The organism is Calidifontibacter indicus (assembly GCF_003386865.1).
Lineage (GTDB): Bacteria > Actinomycetota > Actinomycetes > Actinomycetales > Dermatophilaceae > Yimella > Yimella indica.
In genome coordinates, this window is the sequence record NZ_QTUA01000001.1 from 3,342,923 (window position 1) to 3,361,586 (window position 18,664).

Here is an 18,664-nt window from a genome sequence, read left to right on the forward strand (position 1 = left end):
CTGAATCACTCGCCCCGGACCTTCTTGATGATCTCCTCCGCGACGTTCCGGGGAACCTCGGCGTAGGAGTCGAACTGCATCGTGTAGTTGGCGCGACCCTGGGTCTTCGACCGCAGGTCACCCACGTACCCGAACATCTCCGACAGCGGAACGACTGCGCGAACGATCTTCGCACCGCTGACGTCTTCCATGGCCTGGATCTGGCCACGGCGGCTGTTGAGGTCGCCGATGACGTCGCCCATGTAGTCCTCGGGCGTACGCACCTCGACGGCCATCATCGGCTCGAGCAGGCAGGGGTCCGCCTTGCGAGCGGCCTCCTTGAACGCCATCGAGCCGGCGATCTTGAACGCCATCTCCGAGGAGTCGACGTCGTGGTAGGCACCGTCGAGCAGAGCGGCCTTGACACCCACGACCGGGTAGCCGGCGAGGATGCCGAGCTGCATGGCCTCCTGGATGCCGTGGTCGACCGACGGGATGTACTCGCGCGGCACGCGACCACCGGTCACGGCGTTCTCGAACTCGTACAGCTCGCCCTCGGCGGTGTCGAGCGGAGCCAGCGAGATCTGCACCTTCGCGAACTGACCCGAACCACCGGTCTGCTTCTTGTGCGTGTAGTCGAACTTCTCGACGGCGCGACGGATGGTCTCGCGGTAGGCGACCTGCGGCGCACCCACGTTGGCCTCGACCTTGAACTCGCGCTTCATGCGGTCGACCAGGATGTCGAGGTGGAGCTCACCCATACCGCCGATGACGGTCTGGCCGGTCTCCTCGTCGAGGTGGACGGAGAAGGTCGGGTCTTCCTGCGCCAGCTTCTGGATCGCGGTGCCCAGCTTCTCCTGGTCGCTCTTCGTCTTCGGCTCGATGGCGACGTGGATCACCGGCTCCGGGAACGTCATCGACTCCAGAACGATCTGCTCGTTCGGGTCGCACAGCGTGTCACCGGTGGTGGTGTCCTTCAGACCGATCGCCGCGTAGATGTGACCGGCGACAGCCTCGTCGACCGGGTTCTCCTTGTTGGCGTGCATCTGGAAGAGCTTGCCGACGCGCTCCTTCTTGCCCTTGGTCGAGTTGACGACCGGGCTACCGGCGGCGATGCGACCGGAGTACACGCGGATGAAGGTCAGCGTGCCGAAGAAGGGGTGAGCGGCGACCTTGAAGGCCAGTGCCGAGAACGGCTCGTCCTTGCTCGGCGCGCGGGTGATCTCGGTGTCCTCGTCGCCCGGCTTGTGGCCGATCATCGGGGGAACGTCGAGCGGGCTGGGCAGGTAGTCGACGACAGCGTCGAGCATCGGCTGCACACCGCGGTTCTTGAACGCCGAACCACACAGGATCGGGTAGAGCTCCGAGGTGACGGTCAGCTTGCGGATCGCAGCCTTGATCTCGTCGGTGGTGAGCTCGCCGCCCTCGAGGTACTTCTCCATGAGGGCGTCGTCGGCTTCGGCGACGCGCTCTACGAGCGCCTGGCGGTACTCGTCGGCCTTGGCCTGGAGGTCGGCCGGGATCTCCTGGATCTCGTACTTCGCGCCCATGGTGACGTCACCCTTGGCGTCGCCCGGCCACACCAGCGCACGCATCTCGACCAGGTCGACGACGCCGATGAAGTCGTTCTCCGCACCGATCGGCAGCTGGAGCACCAGCGGCTCGGCGCCGAGGCGGTCCTTCACGGTCTGCACGGTGAAGTAGAAGTCGGCACCCATCTTGTCCATCTTGTTGACGAACGCGATGCGGGGGACGTCGTACTTGTCGGCCTGACGCCACACGGTCTCCGACTGCGGCTCGACGCCTTCCTTGCCGTCGAACACGGCAACGGCGCCGTCGAGGACGCGCAGCGAACGCTCCACCTCGACGGTGAAGTCGACGTGACCCGGGGTGTCGATGATGTTGATCTGGGTACCGTCCCAGAAGGAGGTGACGGCAGCAGAGGTGATGGTGATTCCCCGCTCCTTCTCCTGCTCCATCCAGTCGGTGGTCGACGCACCGTCGTGCGTCTCGCCGATCTTGTGGTTGACGCCGGTGTAGAACAGGATCCGCTCGGTCGTCGTGGTCTTACCGGCGTCGATGTGCGCCATGATGCCGATGTTGCGGACCTTCTTCAGGTCGGTCAGCACGTCCTGTGCCACGGTGTCTGCCTCGTTCTCTCGGGACTGAGTTCTAGGAGTGGAGTTCGGGGTGCCGGCAGGGCCGGCGGGCCGGAGCCGTACGGTGCGCGACGCGGATAGCTGCGCCGCGCACCGTCCGGATCACCAGCGGTAGTGGGCGAACGCGCGGTTCGACTCGGCCATCTTGTGCGTGTCTTCGCGACGCTTGACGGCGGCGCCGAGACCGTTGGACGCGTCCAGGATCTCGTTCATGAGGCGCTCGGTCATCGTCTTCTCGCGACGCTGACGGCTGTAGCCGACGAGCCAACGCATCGACAAGGTGGTGGCGCGACCCGGCTTCACCTCGACCGGAACCTGGTAGGTGGCACCACCGACGCGGCGGGACTTCACCTCGAGGCTCGGCTTGATGTTGTCGAGCGCACGCTTCAGCGTGACGACCGGGTCGGTGCCGGTCTTCTCGCGGCAGCCCTCGAGGGCGCCGTAGACGATGCGCTCGGCGATCGACTTCTTGCCGTCGAGCAGGATCTTGTTGACGAGCTGGGTGACGACCGGCGATCCGTAGACCGGGTCGACGACGAGAGCGCGCTTGGGAGCAGGGCCCTTACGAGGCATTACTTCTTCTCCTTCTTCGCGCCGTAACGGGAACGAGCCTGGTTGCGGCCCTTGACACCCTGGGTGTCGAGCGCGCCGCGGATGATCTTGTAGCGGACACCCGGGAGGTCCTTCACACGACCGCCACGCACGAGCACGATCGAGTGCTCCTGCAGGTTGTGGCCCACACCCGGGATGTACGCGGTGACCTCGATGCCGGAGGTCAGCTTCACACGAGCGACCTTGCGCAGCGCCGAGTTCGGCTTCTTCGGGGTGGTGGTGTAGACGCGGGTGCAAACACCGCGCCGCTGGGGGCTGCCCTTAAGTGCCGGCGTGGTGACCTTGGAGGTCTTGTCCTGCCGACCCTTACGGACGAGCTGGTTGATAGTAGGCAACCTGTTCTCCGTACTGATTCGTAGTCTTGTCAGCGCGACGTGTCGCGCTCCTTGGATTACCGCTCCGGCCCCCGCACTCGGGAGTGTCGGACCGGTGCCCTCCCCCGCACTTTCCCCCGACCGCCCCGCGAGATGCGTGGTGATCTGGTGACTGCCCGGCGAGAGCGTGTGGTGGGCCTGATGAAACCGTGCCGGCCGTAGCGGCCGATCCGAGGCAGGGCAGAGCCCACGCACGGACGTCAAGACTACCGGGCCCGCGTGGCGCGACCAAATCAGAAAGCTCCAGTGGTAGATCGCTGCTGTTACAGCAACAGCAATCCTTCACTGGAGCGCGTTTGCCTGGTGCAACCAGGCGCTCCCGTAGGGCGGCAGCCACACGTCGCCGCCGGTGCCGAGACCGGTGAGGTGATCGACGACCCGGACGGGGTCGAGACCGTTCTCCCACAACGCCGCCTGCGGCACCACGCGGTGCTCCGCGGTGACGTTGAAGGCCAACAACACGGTGCCGTACGGGTGCTCGCGGCGCAGCAGCAGCACGCCCGGGTCGTGGGTCATCGCCGGCACCGCCGGGGTCGACGCGTGCAGTTGGGGCAGCGTCCGCCGACTGCGGACGAGGTGTTGCAGGCCGACGTAGACCGGGTGAGTGGTCTCGGGCGGCCACCGCATCGGCGGACGGTGTACCCACCGGTTGTCGTCGGCGAGCGCCGGGTCGGACTCGTACGAGTGGTCGTTGAGCAGCCCGACCTCGTCGCCCATCCAGATCACCGGCATGCCGCCGAAGGCGAGGATCACGCTGTGCGCCAACAGGATCCGGTCGAGCGCGAAGGGGTCGCCGGCCTCGAGCCCGGCGAGGGAGGCGAGCGAGCCGGAGATGCGGGCGTCGCCGGTGCGCTCGTTGGCCTGGAACACGACGCCGCGCGCCCACGACCCCGGAAAGTCGCCGGCATACCACTGCGACAGGAACCGCCGGTGCTCGAAACCGTTCAGCCCCAACGCGGCCGCGTCGCCGTCGTCGATCGCCCAGCCGATGTCGTCGTGGCAGCGGGCGTAGGCGATCCACGCGGTGGTGGAGGGCACCGGCGGCAGTTGGGCCAGCGCGTGGGCGGTGAGGCGGGCGTCGCCGGTGGCCAGCGCCGACCAGATCTGCACCATGAGCCCGTTGTGATAGGCGAGGTCGCTCACCTTGCCGTGCTGTCGGCCGGTGCCGAGGTAGGCCACCAGGTCTTTCGGTCCGACGATCGCCTCGGCCTTGAAGATCGTTGCGGGGCAAGCCATCCGGGCCACCGTCCGCAGGGCCTGCACGATGAGGTGCACCTCGGGTTGGTTCTGGCAGTTGGTGCCCATCCGCTTCCAGGTGAAGGCGATCGCGTCGAGCCGAAACACCTCGACCCCGGCGTTGGCGAGAAACAGGATGATGTCGGCGAACTCGGCGAGCACGTCGGGGTTCGACCAGTCGAGGTCCCACTGGTAGTCGTTGAAGGTCGTCCACACCCAGCGGCCCAGGGCGTCGTCGAAGGTGAAGTTGCCGGGGGCGAAGTCGGGAAACACCTCGGGCAGGGTCGCTTCGTACTGATCGGGCACGTCGCGGTCGACGAAGGTGTGGAAGTAGTCGAGGTAGCGCTGTTCGCCGGCCTTCGCACGCTGAGCCCAATCGTGCTCGGCGGCAACGTGGTTGAGCACCAGGTCGAGGCACAGGCTGATGCCCTCGCGGCGCAGCGTCGCGGTGAGGGTGCGCAGGTCGTCCAGGTCGCCGAGGTCGGGGCGGATGGTGCGGTAGTCCATCACCGCGTAGCCGCCGTCGTTGGCGCCGGGCCGCGGGGTGAGCAACGGCATCAGGTGCAGGTAGGTGACGCCGAGGTCGCGCAGGTAGGCGACGTGCTCCCCCACACCGGCGAGCGTGCCGCCGAACCGGTCGGCGTACGCCGCGTAACCCAACGCGTCCGGACGCTGGAACCAGTCGGGCGCGAGGGTGCGCTCGAGGTCGTGGGAGTGCAGGGCGTCGGGACGCTCGGCGAACGCGCGGGCGGCGAGCGCTACCAGCCGCTCGGCGACCGCATCGGGTTCGGCGTAGAGCCCGGCCAGCGCCTCGCGCAGATCGGGCAGCCAGCGTCTGCGCCGGGCCTCGAACAGTTCGCGACGGTGGGCGGGCAAACCCTCGAGCAGTTGCTCGGCCGAGGCGTCGATCGTCATTGCTGAACTAAACCAGAAAGCTCCAGTGAAGGATCACTGCTGCTATGACAACAGCAATCCTTCACTGGAGCAGGCTGACTGGCGCGATCAGCCGCGGGTGGGTGCCCCGGCCAACTGCGCACGACGCACCTGCGCACGCTGGCCCGACTTCTGCGTCGCCTTCGCCGCCGGCGCACCCTGCGCGGCGATCGCCTCGGCGGTGAGGTCGAAGCGTCCGGTGACGTCGAGGATCGCGTCGACGGTGCCGGTCGAGTTGTAGATCGAGTAGCCGGCGGTGGTGCAGGCGGTGTCGACGCAGCCGGGGTAGGTGGCGAAGCCGTTCGAGCGGTTGCGGCCGGTCTGGGCGTTGACCGCGCTGGCCACCGGTCGCGGTTCGCCGACGGCGAACAGCGACAGGAACGAGTTGGTCGACGGGTTGGCCATCGTGATCGTGCCCTCGAACGAGTCGGTGCGCGGGGTCAGGAGCGAGCCCGGCAACGCCACGTTGACGGTGCGGCCGGCGCCGAGCTTGCCCTTCGGCATGCCGACCCCGCTGCGCGAGTCACCGACGCGCACCGGCGGCACGACCACGTGGGTCGCGCCCTTGTTGCTCGAGTCGGTGTAGAAGCTTGCGACGCCGTCGACGATGAGGTGGGCCGAGGCGTTCGAGGTGTTCTCGACGGTCGCGTAGTACTCGCCCCAGCCGGGCTGCGAGGTCGAGCTGCCGACCCGGCGCACCGGCACGGTGACTAGGTTGGGCGAGGTCTCGCCGACGGAGAAGTTGAGCGCGGAGGTCGACGGCGGGTTGTTGGTGCCGTTCCACGCGGTGAACCAGCCGCGTCCGGTGCCGCCGGTGGCGGTGAGGTTGAACTGCATCGCGGTGAGGCGCGCTCCCCCGGTCTCGTCGAACTCGATCGGGATGTCGAGGTAGTCGCCGGGCACGAACTTGCCGCCGCCGTCGGTGCGGCTGTCGAACCAGCGCTCCGGCACGGCCGCCTGGTAGAGCGAGCCGGGCGCCACGGTGGAGGTCAACGAGGCGTACCAACCCATGACGTCGACCGCGACCTGCACGCCGCTGCCGCCGACGCTCACCTTGATCTTGCCGTCGGCGCCGACGGGCACGGTGGCGCTGGTCGCGCCGGTCCAGCCGCCGGGGTAGTTGACGGTGGAGGTGCGCGGCTGCGGGCTGTCGGACGCGTAGGCCACCAGCCAGCCGGTGGCGGCCGGGTTGACGACGGTGATGTTGACGACGACCGACTGCACGCCGGTGGCCGGCACGCCACCGCGTCCGGTCACCTGGAAGGCCGCGGTGGTGTTGGCGCGCACCGGGCCGGCGGGCAGCCCGAGGCCGGTGCGGGTGTCGACGATGCGCGACGGCGTGACGACCTGGTAGCGGCCGGTCGGGTCGGTGGCGGCGGCCGATGCCGACGGTGCTGCGGCGCCGATGCCGGCGGTGACGAGAGCCGCCACGACGGCAGCACTGAGCTTCTTCACACGCATTGGATGTGGTGTTCCCCTCGAGAAGGCGCCGCCGTCATCCGGATCGTGACGTGGGTCGCACTTCGGGAGAGCATAGGGCCGCCACGCCGGTGGTCAAGAGCTGGTCGACGATTCGCCGGTGGTTCGCGCGGATCGAGGCGCTTGCGTGTCCGACGAACCGCCCGACGAACCGCCCGAGGATTCCCCCGACGCTCCCACCCGATCACCGGCTCACACCCGGTTTGCGTTGCTAGAGTTGCCGCGCCCCGACCCACATCGAAGGACCTTCGTGACGACCGCACCCACCCGCACGTTCGGTGAACGGCTGCGTGGCCTCGTGCCGCAGTTGATGCGGTTCGGGGTGATCGGTCTCGTCGGTCTCGTGGTCGATGTCGGCGGCTTCAACCTGCTGCGCTTCGGCGGTTCGGGCGGCGAAGGCCTGCTGCACGAATACGTGTTGTTGGCGAAAGTGATCTCGTCGTTCGCCGCGACCGTGGTGGCCTGGGTCGGCAACCGTTACTGGACCTTCCGCACCACCCGCCGCGAGGAGAAGCACCACGAGTTCGCGTGGTTCGTGATCGTGGCGGTCGTCGGCATGGGCATCTCGCTCGGCTGCCTGTGGATCTCGCACTACCTGCTCGGGTTCAAGACGCCGCTGGCCGACAACATCTCCGCCAACGGCGTGGGTCTCGTGCTGGCCACGATGTTCCGGTTCTACGCCTACCGCCAGCACGTCTTCAACAATCGAGGCTGACGCCCGCTCAGACGTCCGAGCGCTGCGCGATGGTCGCGGCCGCCCGACGCACCGCCGACGGCGGAATGCAGGCGTTTTCGCTGCACCCGCTGGTCGACTCGGTGACGACGGCGAAGACGCTGCTCACCGGCTACCGGGCGCGCATCCCCACGCTCGACCGGGTGTTCCGACCTGGTGGCTGAGCGCCGTCAGGCGAGGAACGTCGCTCTGAGCACCTTCATCGGAACGAGCAACTGGAGCTCATCGACGGGCGAAGCAACGAAGTCACCGTTGTGCAGGTAGAAATCGCGAGCGACTTCGTCGCGTGCGTGGATGAGCAGTGCGGCTGCACCGAGCGCTTCGCTGAGCAGCGCCGAGCGTTCGAGGGCGTCGCGCAGCAGCCCAGCTCCGACGCCCGCTCCGGCAACCGAACTGTCGACGGCCAGTCTCGCCAGCACGATGACTGGGAGTGGATTGGGCCGCGCGCCCCTTTGCAGGACTGACGGAACCGCTTCTCGCTCGATACCTCCCGCCGCAATTGCGTAGTAGCCGACGACACGCTCGTCCAGCGTGGTGACGTAGGTGATCGCGTTGTTCGCCCGCAGGTTTTCCCACGCGTAGCGGTGGAGCCACCGGTCGAGCTCGGGCGCACCGCTGTCAAAGGCACTGACGTCGTCGGCACGAGCGAGCTTGCGTGGCCTGGTCGGCCGACCGGTCATTCGTCGTCGGAGAACACGTCGGCGCGGCCGCGGAGCACCTTGAACTTCGTCGCCGACGGCAGGTCTGCATCGAGCAGCGCAACGAAGTCGTCCCACTGCATCTGGGTCACCGTGAACCAGCGGCGATCGGCGAGCACCTTCTCCGCTTGATCAACGGCGCTGTTCAGCACGAAGTCGGTCAGGGTCGAGTCGGTCGCGCCGGCGGCGCGCCGCAGCACGTCGACCTGTCGCTCGGTGACCCGAAAGTTGATCTGTTGACTCTTTGACTGCCGCTTGGCTGTTGCGCTCATCGCTACCCCTTTGTGTATAGCGATTGTAAATACGCTGCAAGCGACGAGTCAATGCCTCGCCGGCCACCGGGCGCGCATACCCACCCTCGACCGGGTGTTCGGCGGCTAGGCCGGGTTGGCCACCACGAGCATCTGACCGGCCAGCGGCTTGATCGGCGAGCGCAGGTACCACGGCACCAGGAAGCTCAGGTTGGAGCCCGACGACTTCATCGTCAGCGGCATGAACCGCGCGTGCATCTCCTCGACCTCGTAGCCGCGGGAGACGAGGTAGTCGCTCAGCGACTGGTCGGTGAAGATCGCGACGTGGGTGAAGTCGTCGAAGTAACGCCCCGGGTTGAGGCGGAAGTTGGGCTGCATGAGCATCAGCCGGCCGCCCGGGCGCAGCACCCGGCGGGCTTCGTCGAGCAGGCGGTTGGCCTGTTCGCGCTCCAGGTGTTCGACCAGGTTGGAGGCGAAGACCACGTCGAAGCTGTTGTCGGCGAAGCGGGTGAGGTCGGTGCAGTCACCCACCTCGGCCTGCACGTGCGGGGCGACGGCGCGCTCGACGACGGCGTCGATGTCCATCGCGACGACCCGGCGGGCCTTGATCTTGTTGGAGAAGTCGCACCAGCCGGCCCCGAGTTCGAGCACGTCGGCGTCGGGTTGCACCCACCGCTCGAAGTGCTTGGCGAGGTGCACCCAGACCTTCTCGCGGTTGGCGTCGGGGGCGAGTCGGGTCTCGAAGTAACCCTTGGCGTAGACGCCGTCCTCGGACGTCGGCGAACCCTGCGAGTCGGTCATCGGTTGCCTTCCAACCGTTCAGCGATCGACGCGGCCGGCGCGGATCTTGTTGCGGTTGACCCGCATCTTCGCGGCGAGGCCCATCATCTCGAAGCCGAGGTCGAGGGTCTTCTTGAAGTCGCCGGTGACCGACGAGACGCCCACGCGGGGCAGGTAGTTGACCGGCACCTGCACGTACTTCTGGCCGCTCATCACACCGATGAGCAGCATTTCCAGACCGAAGGCCGAGCCGTCGAGGGTGGCGCGCTCGAGCACGTAGTCCTTGTGCCGGCGGGTCATCACCCGGAAGGTGCAGCCCACGTCGGACAGGTAGGCGGAGTTGTAGCTGACCTCGATGCCCTTGGCGACGGCCCAGTTGCCCCAGCGCAGGAACCAGCCCATGTTCGAGCCGTCCCAGATGAAGCTCTGCACGGTGCGCGAGCCGACCACCAGGTCGCACTCGGGCAGGAACGCCAGCAGCTTGCGCAGGTCGGCCGGGTCGAAGGTGCCGTCGGGCTCGCAGACCGCGACGAGGTCGGTGTCGGCCTCACGCAGGCCCCGCTTGATCGCCGCGCCGTAACCCTGGGTGGTCTCGATCACCTCGCGTGCACCGGTCTTCGCGACCTCCTCGGAGGTGCCCTCGGCGGCGTTGTTGTTGACGACGATGATCTCGTCGACCTCGGGGATCGCCTCGAAGCCACGGATGCACTCGGCGATGCTGTCCTTCTCGTTGTAGGTGGGCAGCACGACAGCGAGGGTCTGACCGTTGAACACGTGGAGTCCTTGTCGAACGACGGGGCTGAGCAGGAGCGAGCGTAACAAGGGTGCGTCGTAAAAGCGCGCCACGACAGGCGGCGCCTACGATGGCGACGCTTCCGCACCCCGTTCCTCTGCCCGAAAGCAGCACCGTGACCGTCCAGACGCACGCGCCGAGTCGTGTCTCCTCCCGTGTTCCCTCGCTCGTCACCTACGCCGCGCTCGTGGTGGCCCTGCTGTTCTGGTGCACCTACGCGCTGATCAACCAGCTGCCGATCGGCAGCCTGGTGAAGGCCGGCGCCGCGATCGCGGTGCTGCAGGTGCTGCCAGGTGCGCTCATCTGGCGCACCGTGCGTCCGCGCGACGGCTGGCTGCTCGAAGACCTCATGATGGGCTTCGCGATGGGGTTCACCGTCGCGGTGCCGGCCCAGACCATCGCCGGTCTGATGCACTCGCGCATCCCGGCAATCGTGGTGCCGCTGTTGGTGATTGCGGTGTTCCTGGGGGTGCCGGTGCTGCGTCGCCGGGTGCTGGAAGCACGCTGGACGCCGCTGTCGTGGTGGATGGGTCCGCTGATCGCGCTGCTGTCGCTGGTGGCCTACCCGCAGACGCGCGACTACTTCAACCAGAACCTCCTGTGGTCTGACCAGGCGTGGCGTCCGCACGTCGACGCCTACCTGCACCAGGCGCTCGCCTCGGAGATCCTCACCCGCGGCCCGGTCGGTTGGCCGACGGTCGACGGCGAAGACCTCGGCTACCAGTGGTTCGCGCACGCCTGGATCGCCCACGTCACCGCCACCTCCGGGGTCGGCCTCGACCACGTGCTGACGCGGGTGTTGCCGGCGATCATGCCCTTGCTCGCCGTCGGTTGCTTCGTGGTGCTGGGTCTGCGCCTGGGCGGCCCGAAGGTCGCGGCGATCACCGCGGTGCTGTCGATGGCCGGCGGTCAGGGCCAGCCATGGGGCCTGGTGGGTGGCGCGCTGCCGATCACCCCGCTCTCCCCGACGCTCGGCCTGGGCATCCCGACGCTCGTGGCGCTGGTGCTGGTGCTCGCCACCCGCTGGCGCGGCACGGCGCAGCGCGGCGCGTTCTGGTTGATCCCGGTGTTGACGATCATCGCCACCGGCACGAAGGGTTCGACCTCGCCGATCGTGATCGCCGGCCTCGGCCTGGCGGTGCTGGCGATGCTGCTGTGGAACCGCAAGATGGTGCTGCCGATCGTGATCGACGCGGCCGTGATGGGTGTGGCGCTGGTGGCGACGATGGCGATCGTCTTCCACGGGTCGGTGGCCGGTTTGAAACTCGACATCCACGCGTCGGCCGACCAGACCGGGTTGGCCGCGCTGCTCGGCGGGCTCACCTCCGACACGATGGTCTATTCGGTGTCGGCGGCCGTGATTCTCGCCGCGCTCACCCGTGGCGCGCTCGCCTTCGCGTTGCCGTTCAGCCGCGCCACCCGGGTCGACCCGGTGTCGTGGCTGCTCATCGGTGCCACCATCGCCGGCGCGTTCGCGGTGGGCATCTTCGCCCACCCGGGCAAGAGCCAGGGCTACTTCACCGCGACGGCGATTCCGCTGGCCGCGGTCGGTTCGGCGCTCGGTGCGCAGCAGTTGTGGCGCGCGTTCGGTGCCCGCCGCTCGCTGCTGGTGGCCGCGGTCGGCGCGGTGGCCGGGCTGGTGTTCGTCAAGGGCGTGCTGGTGTTCACCGGACGCCTGTCGAGCCGTGACTACGACCACTTCTGGAAGCTGGCCGTCATCGCCGCGGTGGTGCTGGTGGTGGCCGGTGTCGTCGGCGCCTTCGTCGGCGGGCACAAGTGGGCCCAGACGGCGCTCACTGCGGTCGCGCTCACCGGCCTGCTGGCCGGCGTGTTCAACGTGGCCGACGCGCTGCGCAAGACGATCGAGCACCCGACGGAGTATGCGCTGACCAATGTGCGCACCCTCGGTGCGGTGACCAGCGCCGAGCTGCGCGCCGCCCGTTACATCCGTGACCACTCGAACGTCGAAGACCTGGTGATGACGAACCGGCACTGCACCGCGCCGCGCGAGCCGCGCAACGGGTGCGACAGCCGCCGCTGGTTGGTGACGGCGTTCACCGAGCGGCAGTCGCTCGTCGAGGGCTGGACCGCCACCCCGAAGGCCACGGAGATCGCCCCGAACGGCCGCGACTCGGTCTTCGTCAACTACTGGAAGCCGCAGATCCTCGAACTCAACGACAACTTCATCGCGGCTCCGACGGCCGACGCGCAGAAGAAGTTGTGGGACCTCGGGGTGCGGTGGGTCTACGTCGAGAACACCCGCCCGCACGCGAAAGACCTGGCGCCGTACGCCACGCTCGGGTTGCGCACCAAGGACGCCTCGGCCTGGAAGCTGAACCCGCCGAAGTAGGCGCAGACCGCATCGTCCACCGCGACAACCTCACCGCCACCGACACCGGCGTCACCTGGCACTACGCCAAGACCGCGTCTGCGGCCTGACGCCGCTCGCCAGCCGCGATCCCGTTGAACCACAACCGATTTCGACTCGTCTCCGCTAACGCTCCGGACGGCTCAACCAGCGGCGGTCGAGCCGAGTCGAAACCGAGCGTCTACGTGACAGCGCCTACTTACGCCCGGCCTGCCACTGCAGACCCCAGCCGTACTTGAGGTCCAGGTCGCGCTGGCTGCCCTGCACGTACTCGACCTGACGGGTCACCGTGACGCCCTGCGGCGTGTTCTGGATCAGCGCGATCGAGCAGATGCGCGCCGAGTTGTTGGGCGAGTCGAGCTTCACCTCGACCTGCGGGCCCGACGTCGGGAAGAGCGTGACCACTCCGTCGACGGCGGCCCAGTTGGGGGCGCCTTCGTAGATCATCGCGAAGATGAGGATGCGCCGAAACACGTCGGGCTGCGCCAGGTTGATGTGCATGTTCTCGCCGCCGGCGACGGCACCGGAGCGGTCGTCACCGTCCAGTTGGATGAACGGCGGGGCCTGCAGCGCACCGAAGCTGTTGCCGAGCGCCTGAATCACGCCCTTCTGCCCATTCGACAACTCATACAGGCAGCCGAGATCGAGGTCGACCGCGCTGCTCGCCTGCGCCGCGGCGGCCAACTTGCTGAAGAGTCCCTTCTTGGCCGGTGCCGCTGCACCCTGCGACCAGTTCAGGTTCACCCGCATCGCGCCCTGGCTCTCGCCGCGCTTGGCGAGGTTCACCGTCGGTGCGCTCTTCGACAAGGTGACTTTGCTCAGGTTCACCCCGCCACCGGTCGGGCCGTTCTGTGCAGACGGGCCGTTCGCTGACGGCTGGGGTCGTGTGAAGTCGATCGCCATGGGGCGCCCTCTCGTGGTGACGAAGCCCAAGGCCGCGTCGGTTTCCTCCGTGTCGCGACCACGCTAACCCGCGGCGGCCCCCGACACCGGCGGCACACTCACCACAATCCCCAGCACCACGTCGCGGTGGAACTGCGGTCACGTAGTACGTCGAGTGCAGACTCGTACCGGTGCACAACCTCCGATGCACCGGCATCGAGCCCGACTCCCACCTATCAAGCTGTGCCCGGTGGACGGCAGGCTGCCTGTCGCTCCCCCGAGCGACCGCGATGGGGCTGACACACGGGCGAGCCCGTGCAACCTTCCCGGGCTGTCCGCAACACCCGAGGCCCCAGCGAGCGATCACTCGCGACAGGCAGATCCATTCGCGGAAGATAGTCCTGGTACCCGAAGATCGGAAGTTTGTTGCGCTGTGGCCGCAATCACGCAACAAATCGGCGCTGGATCGGCCGGGCACGCACGCGGGCTCCCCCAGTGAAAGATGCCACGTGGCCCGAGCCCGCCGTCCGGGACCGCCGTCCGAGCCTTGCCCCGGCGCGGGTCACGTCGCGCCCCATAGCCCCGAGATAATCCGAAAGCCCCGAGGCAACTCCGCAGACGGAGTCACCTCGGCGTCAACGGATTACCTCGAGCGAGCGCTCAGCCGATGACGCCGACCCGTCACTTCTTGGCGTCGTCGCGCTCGCTCCCGAGAAACCCGCGTCCGAAGGCCCACCAGAAGCCGGCCAGCACCGCCGGGATGGCGATCGTCCAATACGGGATGCTGTCGACGTTGCCCGCGATGATCGCCCAGATGGCCACGATGGCCGTGAGCACCCACGCGATATTCAGGTAGCGCTGCTGCATCGGAAATCTCCCCCGGAGAGTTGGCTTCGCACGCTGACTCTTCGATCGTGCCTCATCGCGCGCCCAGATAATCCGAAAGCCCCGAGGCAACTCCGCAGACGGAGTCACCTCGGGGCCAACGGATTGCCTCGAGCGAGCGCTCAGCCGATGAGGCCCGCCCCCACCGTCACACCGCTGGCTTCGTCGATGAGAATGAACGACCCCGTGGTGCGGTTCTCCGCATAGGCATCGGTCACCAGCTGCTGCGACAGGCGCAATGAAACCTCACCAATCTCGTTGAGCTGCAACGACTCCGGCGAGCCCACCGGCTCGAGAGTGTTGACGTCGAGCTGGTGGGTCAGACCGCGCACGATCGCCCGCCCCGTCCGGGTCGTGTGCTTGAAGGCGAGCTTCTGACCGACTCGCAGCGGCTGCTGGGTCATCCAGCAGACGGTGGCGCTGACGTCCTTGGCCACCTGCGGCGCCTCGTCGACGAGCGCGATCACGTCGCCGCGGGAGACGTCGATGTCGTCGGTCAGACGCAGCGTCACCGACAGCCGGTCGGGCGCCTCGGTGAGCGACTTGTCGAAGAGATCGATCGCCTCGATGGTCGAACGCTGCCCGCTCGGCAGCACCACCACCTCGTCGCCGACGTGGAAGGTGCCACCGGTGACGCGTCCGGCATAGCCGCGGTAGTCGTGGTGGTCGTCCGACTTCGGGCGAATCACGTACTGCACGGGAAGCCTTGCGGCGTCGCGGGATTCGTGGTGCACCTGGACGGTCTCGAGGTGCTGCAGCAGCGCCGGACCCTCGTACCACGGCATGTTCGCCGAGTGCTCGACGACATTGTCGCCCTGCAGCGCCGACACCGGGATCACCCGGATGCCCGGCACGTTGAGCTTGGCGGCGAACGCGGTGAACTCCTCGTCGATCTGGTCGAAGCGGGCCTGGTCGAAGTCGACGAGGTCCATCTTGTTGACGGCCAGCACGATGTGGGGCACCCGCAGCAGCGACAGCAACACCGCGTGGCGGCGCGACTGCTCGGTGAGCCCCTGCCGCGCGTCGACCAGCACGAGGCCGAGGTCGGCCGTCGAGGCACCGGTCACCATGTTGCGGGTGTACTCCACGTGCCCCGGGGTGTCGGCGATGATGAACTTGCGCTTGGGCGTCGCGAAGTAGCGGTAGGCCACGTCGATCGTGATGCCCTGCTCGCGCTCAGACCGCAGTCCGTCGGTGAGCAGCGCCAGGTCGGTGTAGTCGTAACCCTTTGTGCGAGAGGTGTGTTCGACCGCCTCGAGCTGGTCTTCGAAGATCGCCTTCGAGTCGAGCAGCAGCCGCCCGATGAGCGTCGACTTGCCGTCGTCCACCGAGCCGGCGGTGGCGAAACGCAGCAGATCCATCAGAAGTAGCCCTCTTTCTTGCGGTCTTCCATGGCAGCCTCGGAGAACCGGTCGTCGCCGCGGGTCGCGCCGCGCTCGGTCACTCGAGCCACCGCGACCTCGTCGACGATCTGCTCGTAGGTGGCGGCGTCACTCTCGACGCAGCCGGTCAGGGTGAGGTCGCCGACCGTGCGGAAGCGCACCGTGCGCTCGCTGACGGTCTCGCCCTCGCGCAGCGGGTTGAACTCCGACTCGCTCAGCAGCATGCCGTCGCGCTCGAACACCCGCCGCTGGTGGCTGAAGTAGATCGACGGAATCTCGATCTGCTCGCGGGCGATGTAGTGCCAGATGTCGAGTTCGGTCCAGTTCGACAGCGGGAAGATGCGCATGTGCTCGCCGGCGTGGATGCGCCCGTTGTAGAGCGACCACAACTCCGGACGCTGGTTCTTGGGGTCCCACTGACCGAAGTCGTCGCGGTGGGAGTAGATGCGCTCCTTGGCGCGCGCCTTCTCCTCGTCCCGCCGTCCGCCACCGAACGCGGCGGTGAAGCCGTTCTCCTCGATGGCGTTGAGCAGCGTGCCGATCTGCAGGCGGTTGCGGCTGGTCTTGCCGTCGTCGACCACCACGCCGTCGGCGATGGCCTGCTCGACGGAGGCGACGATCAGGTTGACCCCGAGGTCGTTCACCCAGTTGTCGCGGGTGGCCAGCACCTCCGGGAAGTCGTAGCCGGTGTCGATCTGCATCACCGGGAACGGGATCTTCGCGGGGTGGAAGGCCTTCTGCGCCAGCCGCAGCATGACGATCGAATCCTTGCCACCGGAGAACAGCAGCACCGGCTTCTCGAACTCGGCGGCCACCTCGCGGATGATGTGGATCGACTCGGCTTCGAGCAGGTCCAGTTCGCTCAGTCGGTCGGCGACTGCTGCGGACGCCTGTGGTGCCTCGGCATCGACGCTCACGTCTCACTCCTCGGTGCGGTCGGGCAATTCCAAAACTTCTCGTTATGTTATCGGTAACGCAGATGGATGCCTCGGGTGTCCGCATCGCAGACCATCGCCCGGGAAGGACCCCTTCGTGCCGCAACAGATCCGCCTCGACGCCGCCGCGCTCGACGAGCTGATGCTCGTGCGCGACGGGTTCGCCTCGCTCGCCCAGGTCGACCTGCCGCCGTTTGCGGACGGTGACGAGGTGGTCGATCTCGAAGGTGCGGTTGTCGGACGGTTCGCCGGTGGTGAGTTCGACTGGGAGACAGAGGATTCGCGTCCGTTCGCGGGGCTCTACAGCGCCCCGCGACCAGCCGGCCGGAAGGTCGCCGTGTGGGTCGACCAGCCCTCGTCCGCCGCGTCTTTCGCGCCCCAGGACGCCGTGCTCCTCGTGCCCACGACACCGAGCCACCAGCTCGGCCACCGTGCCGCCGGCTGCCTGCGGTCGGCGCTCTCGGCGGCCGAGGTGCGGCCCGATCTGAGCGTCGTCGCCGTGCCGGTCACCGCCGACTCGCCCCACCGCGCCCTGGTCGAGCAGCAGCTCGGCATCACCTCGTCGACCTCGATCAGCGAACACGAATCCCACGCCCCCACAGGCGTTTTTGTTCTGCTGAGCGGCCTGTCCGGCTCGGGCAAGTCGACCATCGCCCGCGCACTGCGCGAAGAACTCGTGCGCACGGGTTCCACCGTCACCCTGCTGGACGGCGACCAGGTGCGCCGCGAACTGTCCGCCGGTCTCGGCTTCTCCCCCGCCGACCGTGACACCAACATCCGCCGCATCGGGTGGGTCGGCGCCGAGATCGTCGCCCACGGCGGCGTCGTGGTCGCCTGCCCGATCGCGCCGTACGACGCCACCCGGCGGGCCGTGCGCGAGATGGTCACCTCCGCCGGCGGACGCATGGTGCTGGTGCACGTCGCCACTTCCCTGGAGGAGTGCGAGCGCCGTGACCGCAAGGGGTTGTACGCCAAGGCGCGGGCCGGCGAGATCCCCGACTTCACCGGCATCAGCGCCCCGTACGAAACACCCGCCGACGCCGAACTCGTCATCGACACCGCGCAGGTGCCGGTCGCGGACGCCGTCGCGCAGATCGTGGCGCTCATCCAGCCGTCCGGCCCGCAGTCGACGGCTTGGACGGGGTTGTCGGCCGGTGCGACGCTCGCGACGTCCGGCGCCTCGCTCGAAGTCGACTCCGAAACCGAGCCGGCGCGGTGATCGCCGACCTCATCGGCGGGCAGTTCCCGTCGCTGCTGACGGTGTCGTTCCTGGTCGGCATCGTGGTCGGGCTCACCGGCATGGGCGGCGGCGCCCTGATGACGCCGGCGCTGATCTTCCTCGGCGTGCCGCCCACCACCGCCGTCGCCAACGACCTCGTGGCCGCGGCCGCCAACAAGAGTGTCGGCGCGGCCGTGCACTGGCGCACCGGGTCGCCCGATCTGCGGTTGGTGAAGTACCTCGTGATCGGGTCGGTGCCGACGGCGCTGATGGGCGGCTGGATCGTGTCGCTGCTCGGCGACGACGGCGCGCAGCAGGACACCCTCAAGCTGATCATCGGCGCCACGCTGCTCATCGCTGCGGTGAGTTACGCGGTGCGCCTCTACCTCGACGCGTCGGGCGGGGTCGGACGTCGGCAAGGCATGGAGACCGTGATCAGGCCCGTGCCGACCATCGCGATCGGTGCCCTCGGTGGGCTGCTCGTCGGCATCACCAGCGTCGGCAGCGGGTCGCTCATCATGGTGGCGCTGGTGCTGCTCTACCCGATGCTGTCGGCTCGCAAACTCGTCGGCACCGACCTGGTGCAGGCCGTGCCGCTCGTCATAGCGGCGGCGCTCAGTCACGTTGTGACTCAGGGTGTTACGTGGTCTGTGCTCATCCCGCTCGTGCTCGGCGGCACCCCCGGCACCTACCTCGGCGCCCGGCTGTCCAAGCGTGTCGCGCCGTCCGTCGTGCGCGGCGGCATCGTGATCGTGCTGACGCTCACCGGACTCACCATGCTCAAGGTGCCGCCGACCGTCGTCGGCATCATCGGCTGCGCCGCCGTGCTGCTGTGCCCGGTGGTGTGGGCGCTGGTGCGGCAGCGGTTGGAGCGGCAGATGCGGGCGAGCATCGAGACCGAGGAGAGCTACACGATCTGAGCGCGTTGCTCGGGCGCTTATCCTCGCCATCGGATCACGCCGACGC

At 68.0% G+C, this 18,664-nt stretch carries 18 protein-coding genes; 5 read left to right on the top strand and 13 right to left on the bottom strand.

The window, feature by feature from the left end:
• Positions 1 to 5 precede the first annotated feature (5 nt).
• From fusA to DFJ65_RS15910, 5 genes are all read right to left on the bottom strand, one after another.
• Positions 6 to 2,120: an elongation factor G gene (fusA, locus tag DFJ65_RS15890; protein ID WP_115923866.1), complete on the bottom strand. Its 2,115-nt coding sequence runs from the start codon at positions 2,118 to 2,120 to the stop codon at positions 6 to 8.
• A 120-nt stretch (positions 2,121 to 2,240) separates the two neighbouring features.
• On the bottom strand, positions 2,241 to 2,711 hold the full coding sequence (gene rpsG, locus DFJ65_RS15895; protein WP_115923867.1) for a 30S ribosomal protein S7: 471 nt from the start codon (positions 2,709 to 2,711) through the stop codon (positions 2,241 to 2,243).
• Positions 2,711 to 3,085, bottom strand: a complete 375-nt coding sequence (gene rpsL, locus DFJ65_RS15900; protein ID WP_115923868.1) for a 30S ribosomal protein S12 — start codon at positions 3,083 to 3,085, stop codon at positions 2,711 to 2,713. The genes rpsG and rpsL overlap by 1 nt, the downstream gene beginning before the upstream one ends.
• 321 nt (positions 3,086 to 3,406) lie before the next feature.
• Positions 3,407 to 5,275 carry an alpha-amylase family protein gene (locus DFJ65_RS15905; RefSeq protein WP_115923869.1) on the bottom strand — a complete coding sequence of 623 codons (1,869 nt, stop codon included), beginning with the start codon at positions 5,273 to 5,275 and terminating at the stop codon, positions 3,407 to 3,409.
• A gap of 87 nt (positions 5,276 to 5,362) precedes the next feature.
• Positions 5,363 to 6,748, bottom strand: a complete 1,386-nt coding sequence (locus tag DFJ65_RS15910; RefSeq protein WP_147301431.1) for a hypothetical protein — start codon at positions 6,746 to 6,748, stop codon at positions 5,363 to 5,365.
• A 274-nt stretch (positions 6,749 to 7,022) separates the two neighbouring features.
• Here DFJ65_RS15910 and DFJ65_RS15915 point away from each other — a divergent pair, with 274 nt between their 5' ends.
• A complete protein-coding gene (locus tag DFJ65_RS15915) occupies positions 7,023 to 7,487 on the top strand; it encodes a GtrA family protein (RefSeq protein WP_245950329.1) in 465 nt (154 codons plus the stop codon).
• A gap of 29 nt (positions 7,488 to 7,516) precedes the next feature.
• Positions 7,517 to 7,669, top strand: a complete 153-nt coding sequence (locus tag DFJ65_RS17595; RefSeq protein ID WP_170143937.1) for a hypothetical protein — start codon at positions 7,517 to 7,519, stop codon at positions 7,667 to 7,669.
• Between the two features lie 6 nt (positions 7,670 to 7,675).
• Here DFJ65_RS17595 and DFJ65_RS15920 read toward each other — a convergent pair whose 3' ends face one another.
• The 4 genes from DFJ65_RS15920 to DFJ65_RS15935 all read right to left on the bottom strand — a co-directional run bounded on the left by DFJ65_RS15920 (position 7,676) and on the right by DFJ65_RS15935 (position 10,008).
• Positions 7,676 to 8,185 carry a GNAT family N-acetyltransferase gene (locus tag DFJ65_RS15920; protein ID WP_115923871.1) on the bottom strand — a complete coding sequence of 170 codons (510 nt, stop codon included), beginning with the start codon at positions 8,183 to 8,185 and terminating at the stop codon, positions 7,676 to 7,678.
• Positions 8,182 to 8,475, bottom strand: coding sequence for a type II toxin-antitoxin system TacA family antitoxin (locus DFJ65_RS15925; protein ID WP_115923872.1), 294 nt, complete (start codon positions 8,473 to 8,475; stop codon positions 8,182 to 8,184). The genes DFJ65_RS15920 and DFJ65_RS15925 overlap by 4 nt, the downstream gene beginning before the upstream one ends.
• Before the next feature lie 105 nt (positions 8,476 to 8,580).
• The gene (locus DFJ65_RS15930) at positions 8,581 to 9,255 is read right to left on the bottom strand and encodes a class I SAM-dependent methyltransferase (RefSeq protein WP_115923873.1); all 675 of its coding nucleotides are present in this window, start codon (positions 9,253 to 9,255) and stop codon (positions 8,581 to 8,583) included.
• 18 nt (positions 9,256 to 9,273) lie between these two features.
• Positions 9,274 to 10,008, bottom strand: coding sequence for a glycosyltransferase family 2 protein (locus tag DFJ65_RS15935; protein ID WP_115923874.1), 735 nt, complete (start codon positions 10,006 to 10,008; stop codon positions 9,274 to 9,276).
• Between the two features lie 134 nt (positions 10,009 to 10,142).
• On the opposite strand from DFJ65_RS15935, the gene DFJ65_RS15940 reads away from it, so the two are divergent.
• Positions 10,143 to 12,377: a hypothetical protein gene (locus DFJ65_RS15940; RefSeq protein ID WP_147301432.1), complete on the top strand. Its 2,235-nt coding sequence runs from the start codon at positions 10,143 to 10,145 to the stop codon at positions 12,375 to 12,377.
• 213 nt (positions 12,378 to 12,590) lie between these two features.
• Here the strand turns inward: DFJ65_RS15940 and DFJ65_RS15945 are convergent, their stop codons facing one another.
• From DFJ65_RS15945 to cysD, 4 genes are all read right to left on the bottom strand, one after another.
• On the bottom strand, positions 12,591 to 13,223 hold the full coding sequence (locus DFJ65_RS15945; protein WP_211308467.1) for a TerD family protein: 633 nt from the start codon (positions 13,221 to 13,223) through the stop codon (positions 12,591 to 12,593).
• Between the two features lie 735 nt (positions 13,224 to 13,958).
• Positions 13,959 to 14,144, bottom strand: a complete 186-nt coding sequence (locus DFJ65_RS15950) for a hypothetical protein (protein ID WP_115923877.1) — start codon at positions 14,142 to 14,144, stop codon at positions 13,959 to 13,961.
• A 140-nt stretch (positions 14,145 to 14,284) separates the two neighbouring features.
• Positions 14,285 to 15,523 carry a sulfate adenylyltransferase subunit 1 gene (locus DFJ65_RS15955; RefSeq protein ID WP_115923878.1) on the bottom strand — a complete coding sequence of 413 codons (1,239 nt, stop codon included), beginning with the start codon at positions 15,521 to 15,523 and terminating at the stop codon, positions 14,285 to 14,287.
• A complete protein-coding gene (gene cysD / locus DFJ65_RS15960) occupies positions 15,523 to 16,461 on the bottom strand; it encodes a sulfate adenylyltransferase subunit CysD (RefSeq protein WP_115923879.1) in 939 nt (312 codons plus the stop codon). Before cysD ends, DFJ65_RS15955 begins: the two co-directional genes overlap by 1 nt.
• A gap of 115 nt (positions 16,462 to 16,576) precedes the next feature.
• Between cysD and cysC the strand changes: the two genes are divergently transcribed.
• Together cysC and DFJ65_RS15970 are read left to right on the top strand one after the other, a co-directional pair.
• Positions 16,577 to 17,698 carry an adenylyl-sulfate kinase gene (cysC, locus tag DFJ65_RS15965; protein WP_245950331.1) on the top strand — a complete coding sequence of 374 codons (1,122 nt, stop codon included), beginning with the start codon at positions 16,577 to 16,579 and terminating at the stop codon, positions 17,696 to 17,698.
• Entirely contained in the window at positions 17,695 to 18,618 is a 924-nt protein-coding gene (locus tag DFJ65_RS15970) for a sulfite exporter TauE/SafE family protein (RefSeq protein WP_245950333.1), read from the top strand. Before cysC ends, DFJ65_RS15970 begins: the two co-directional genes overlap by 4 nt.
• Positions 18,619 to 18,664: the final 46 nt, after the last annotated feature.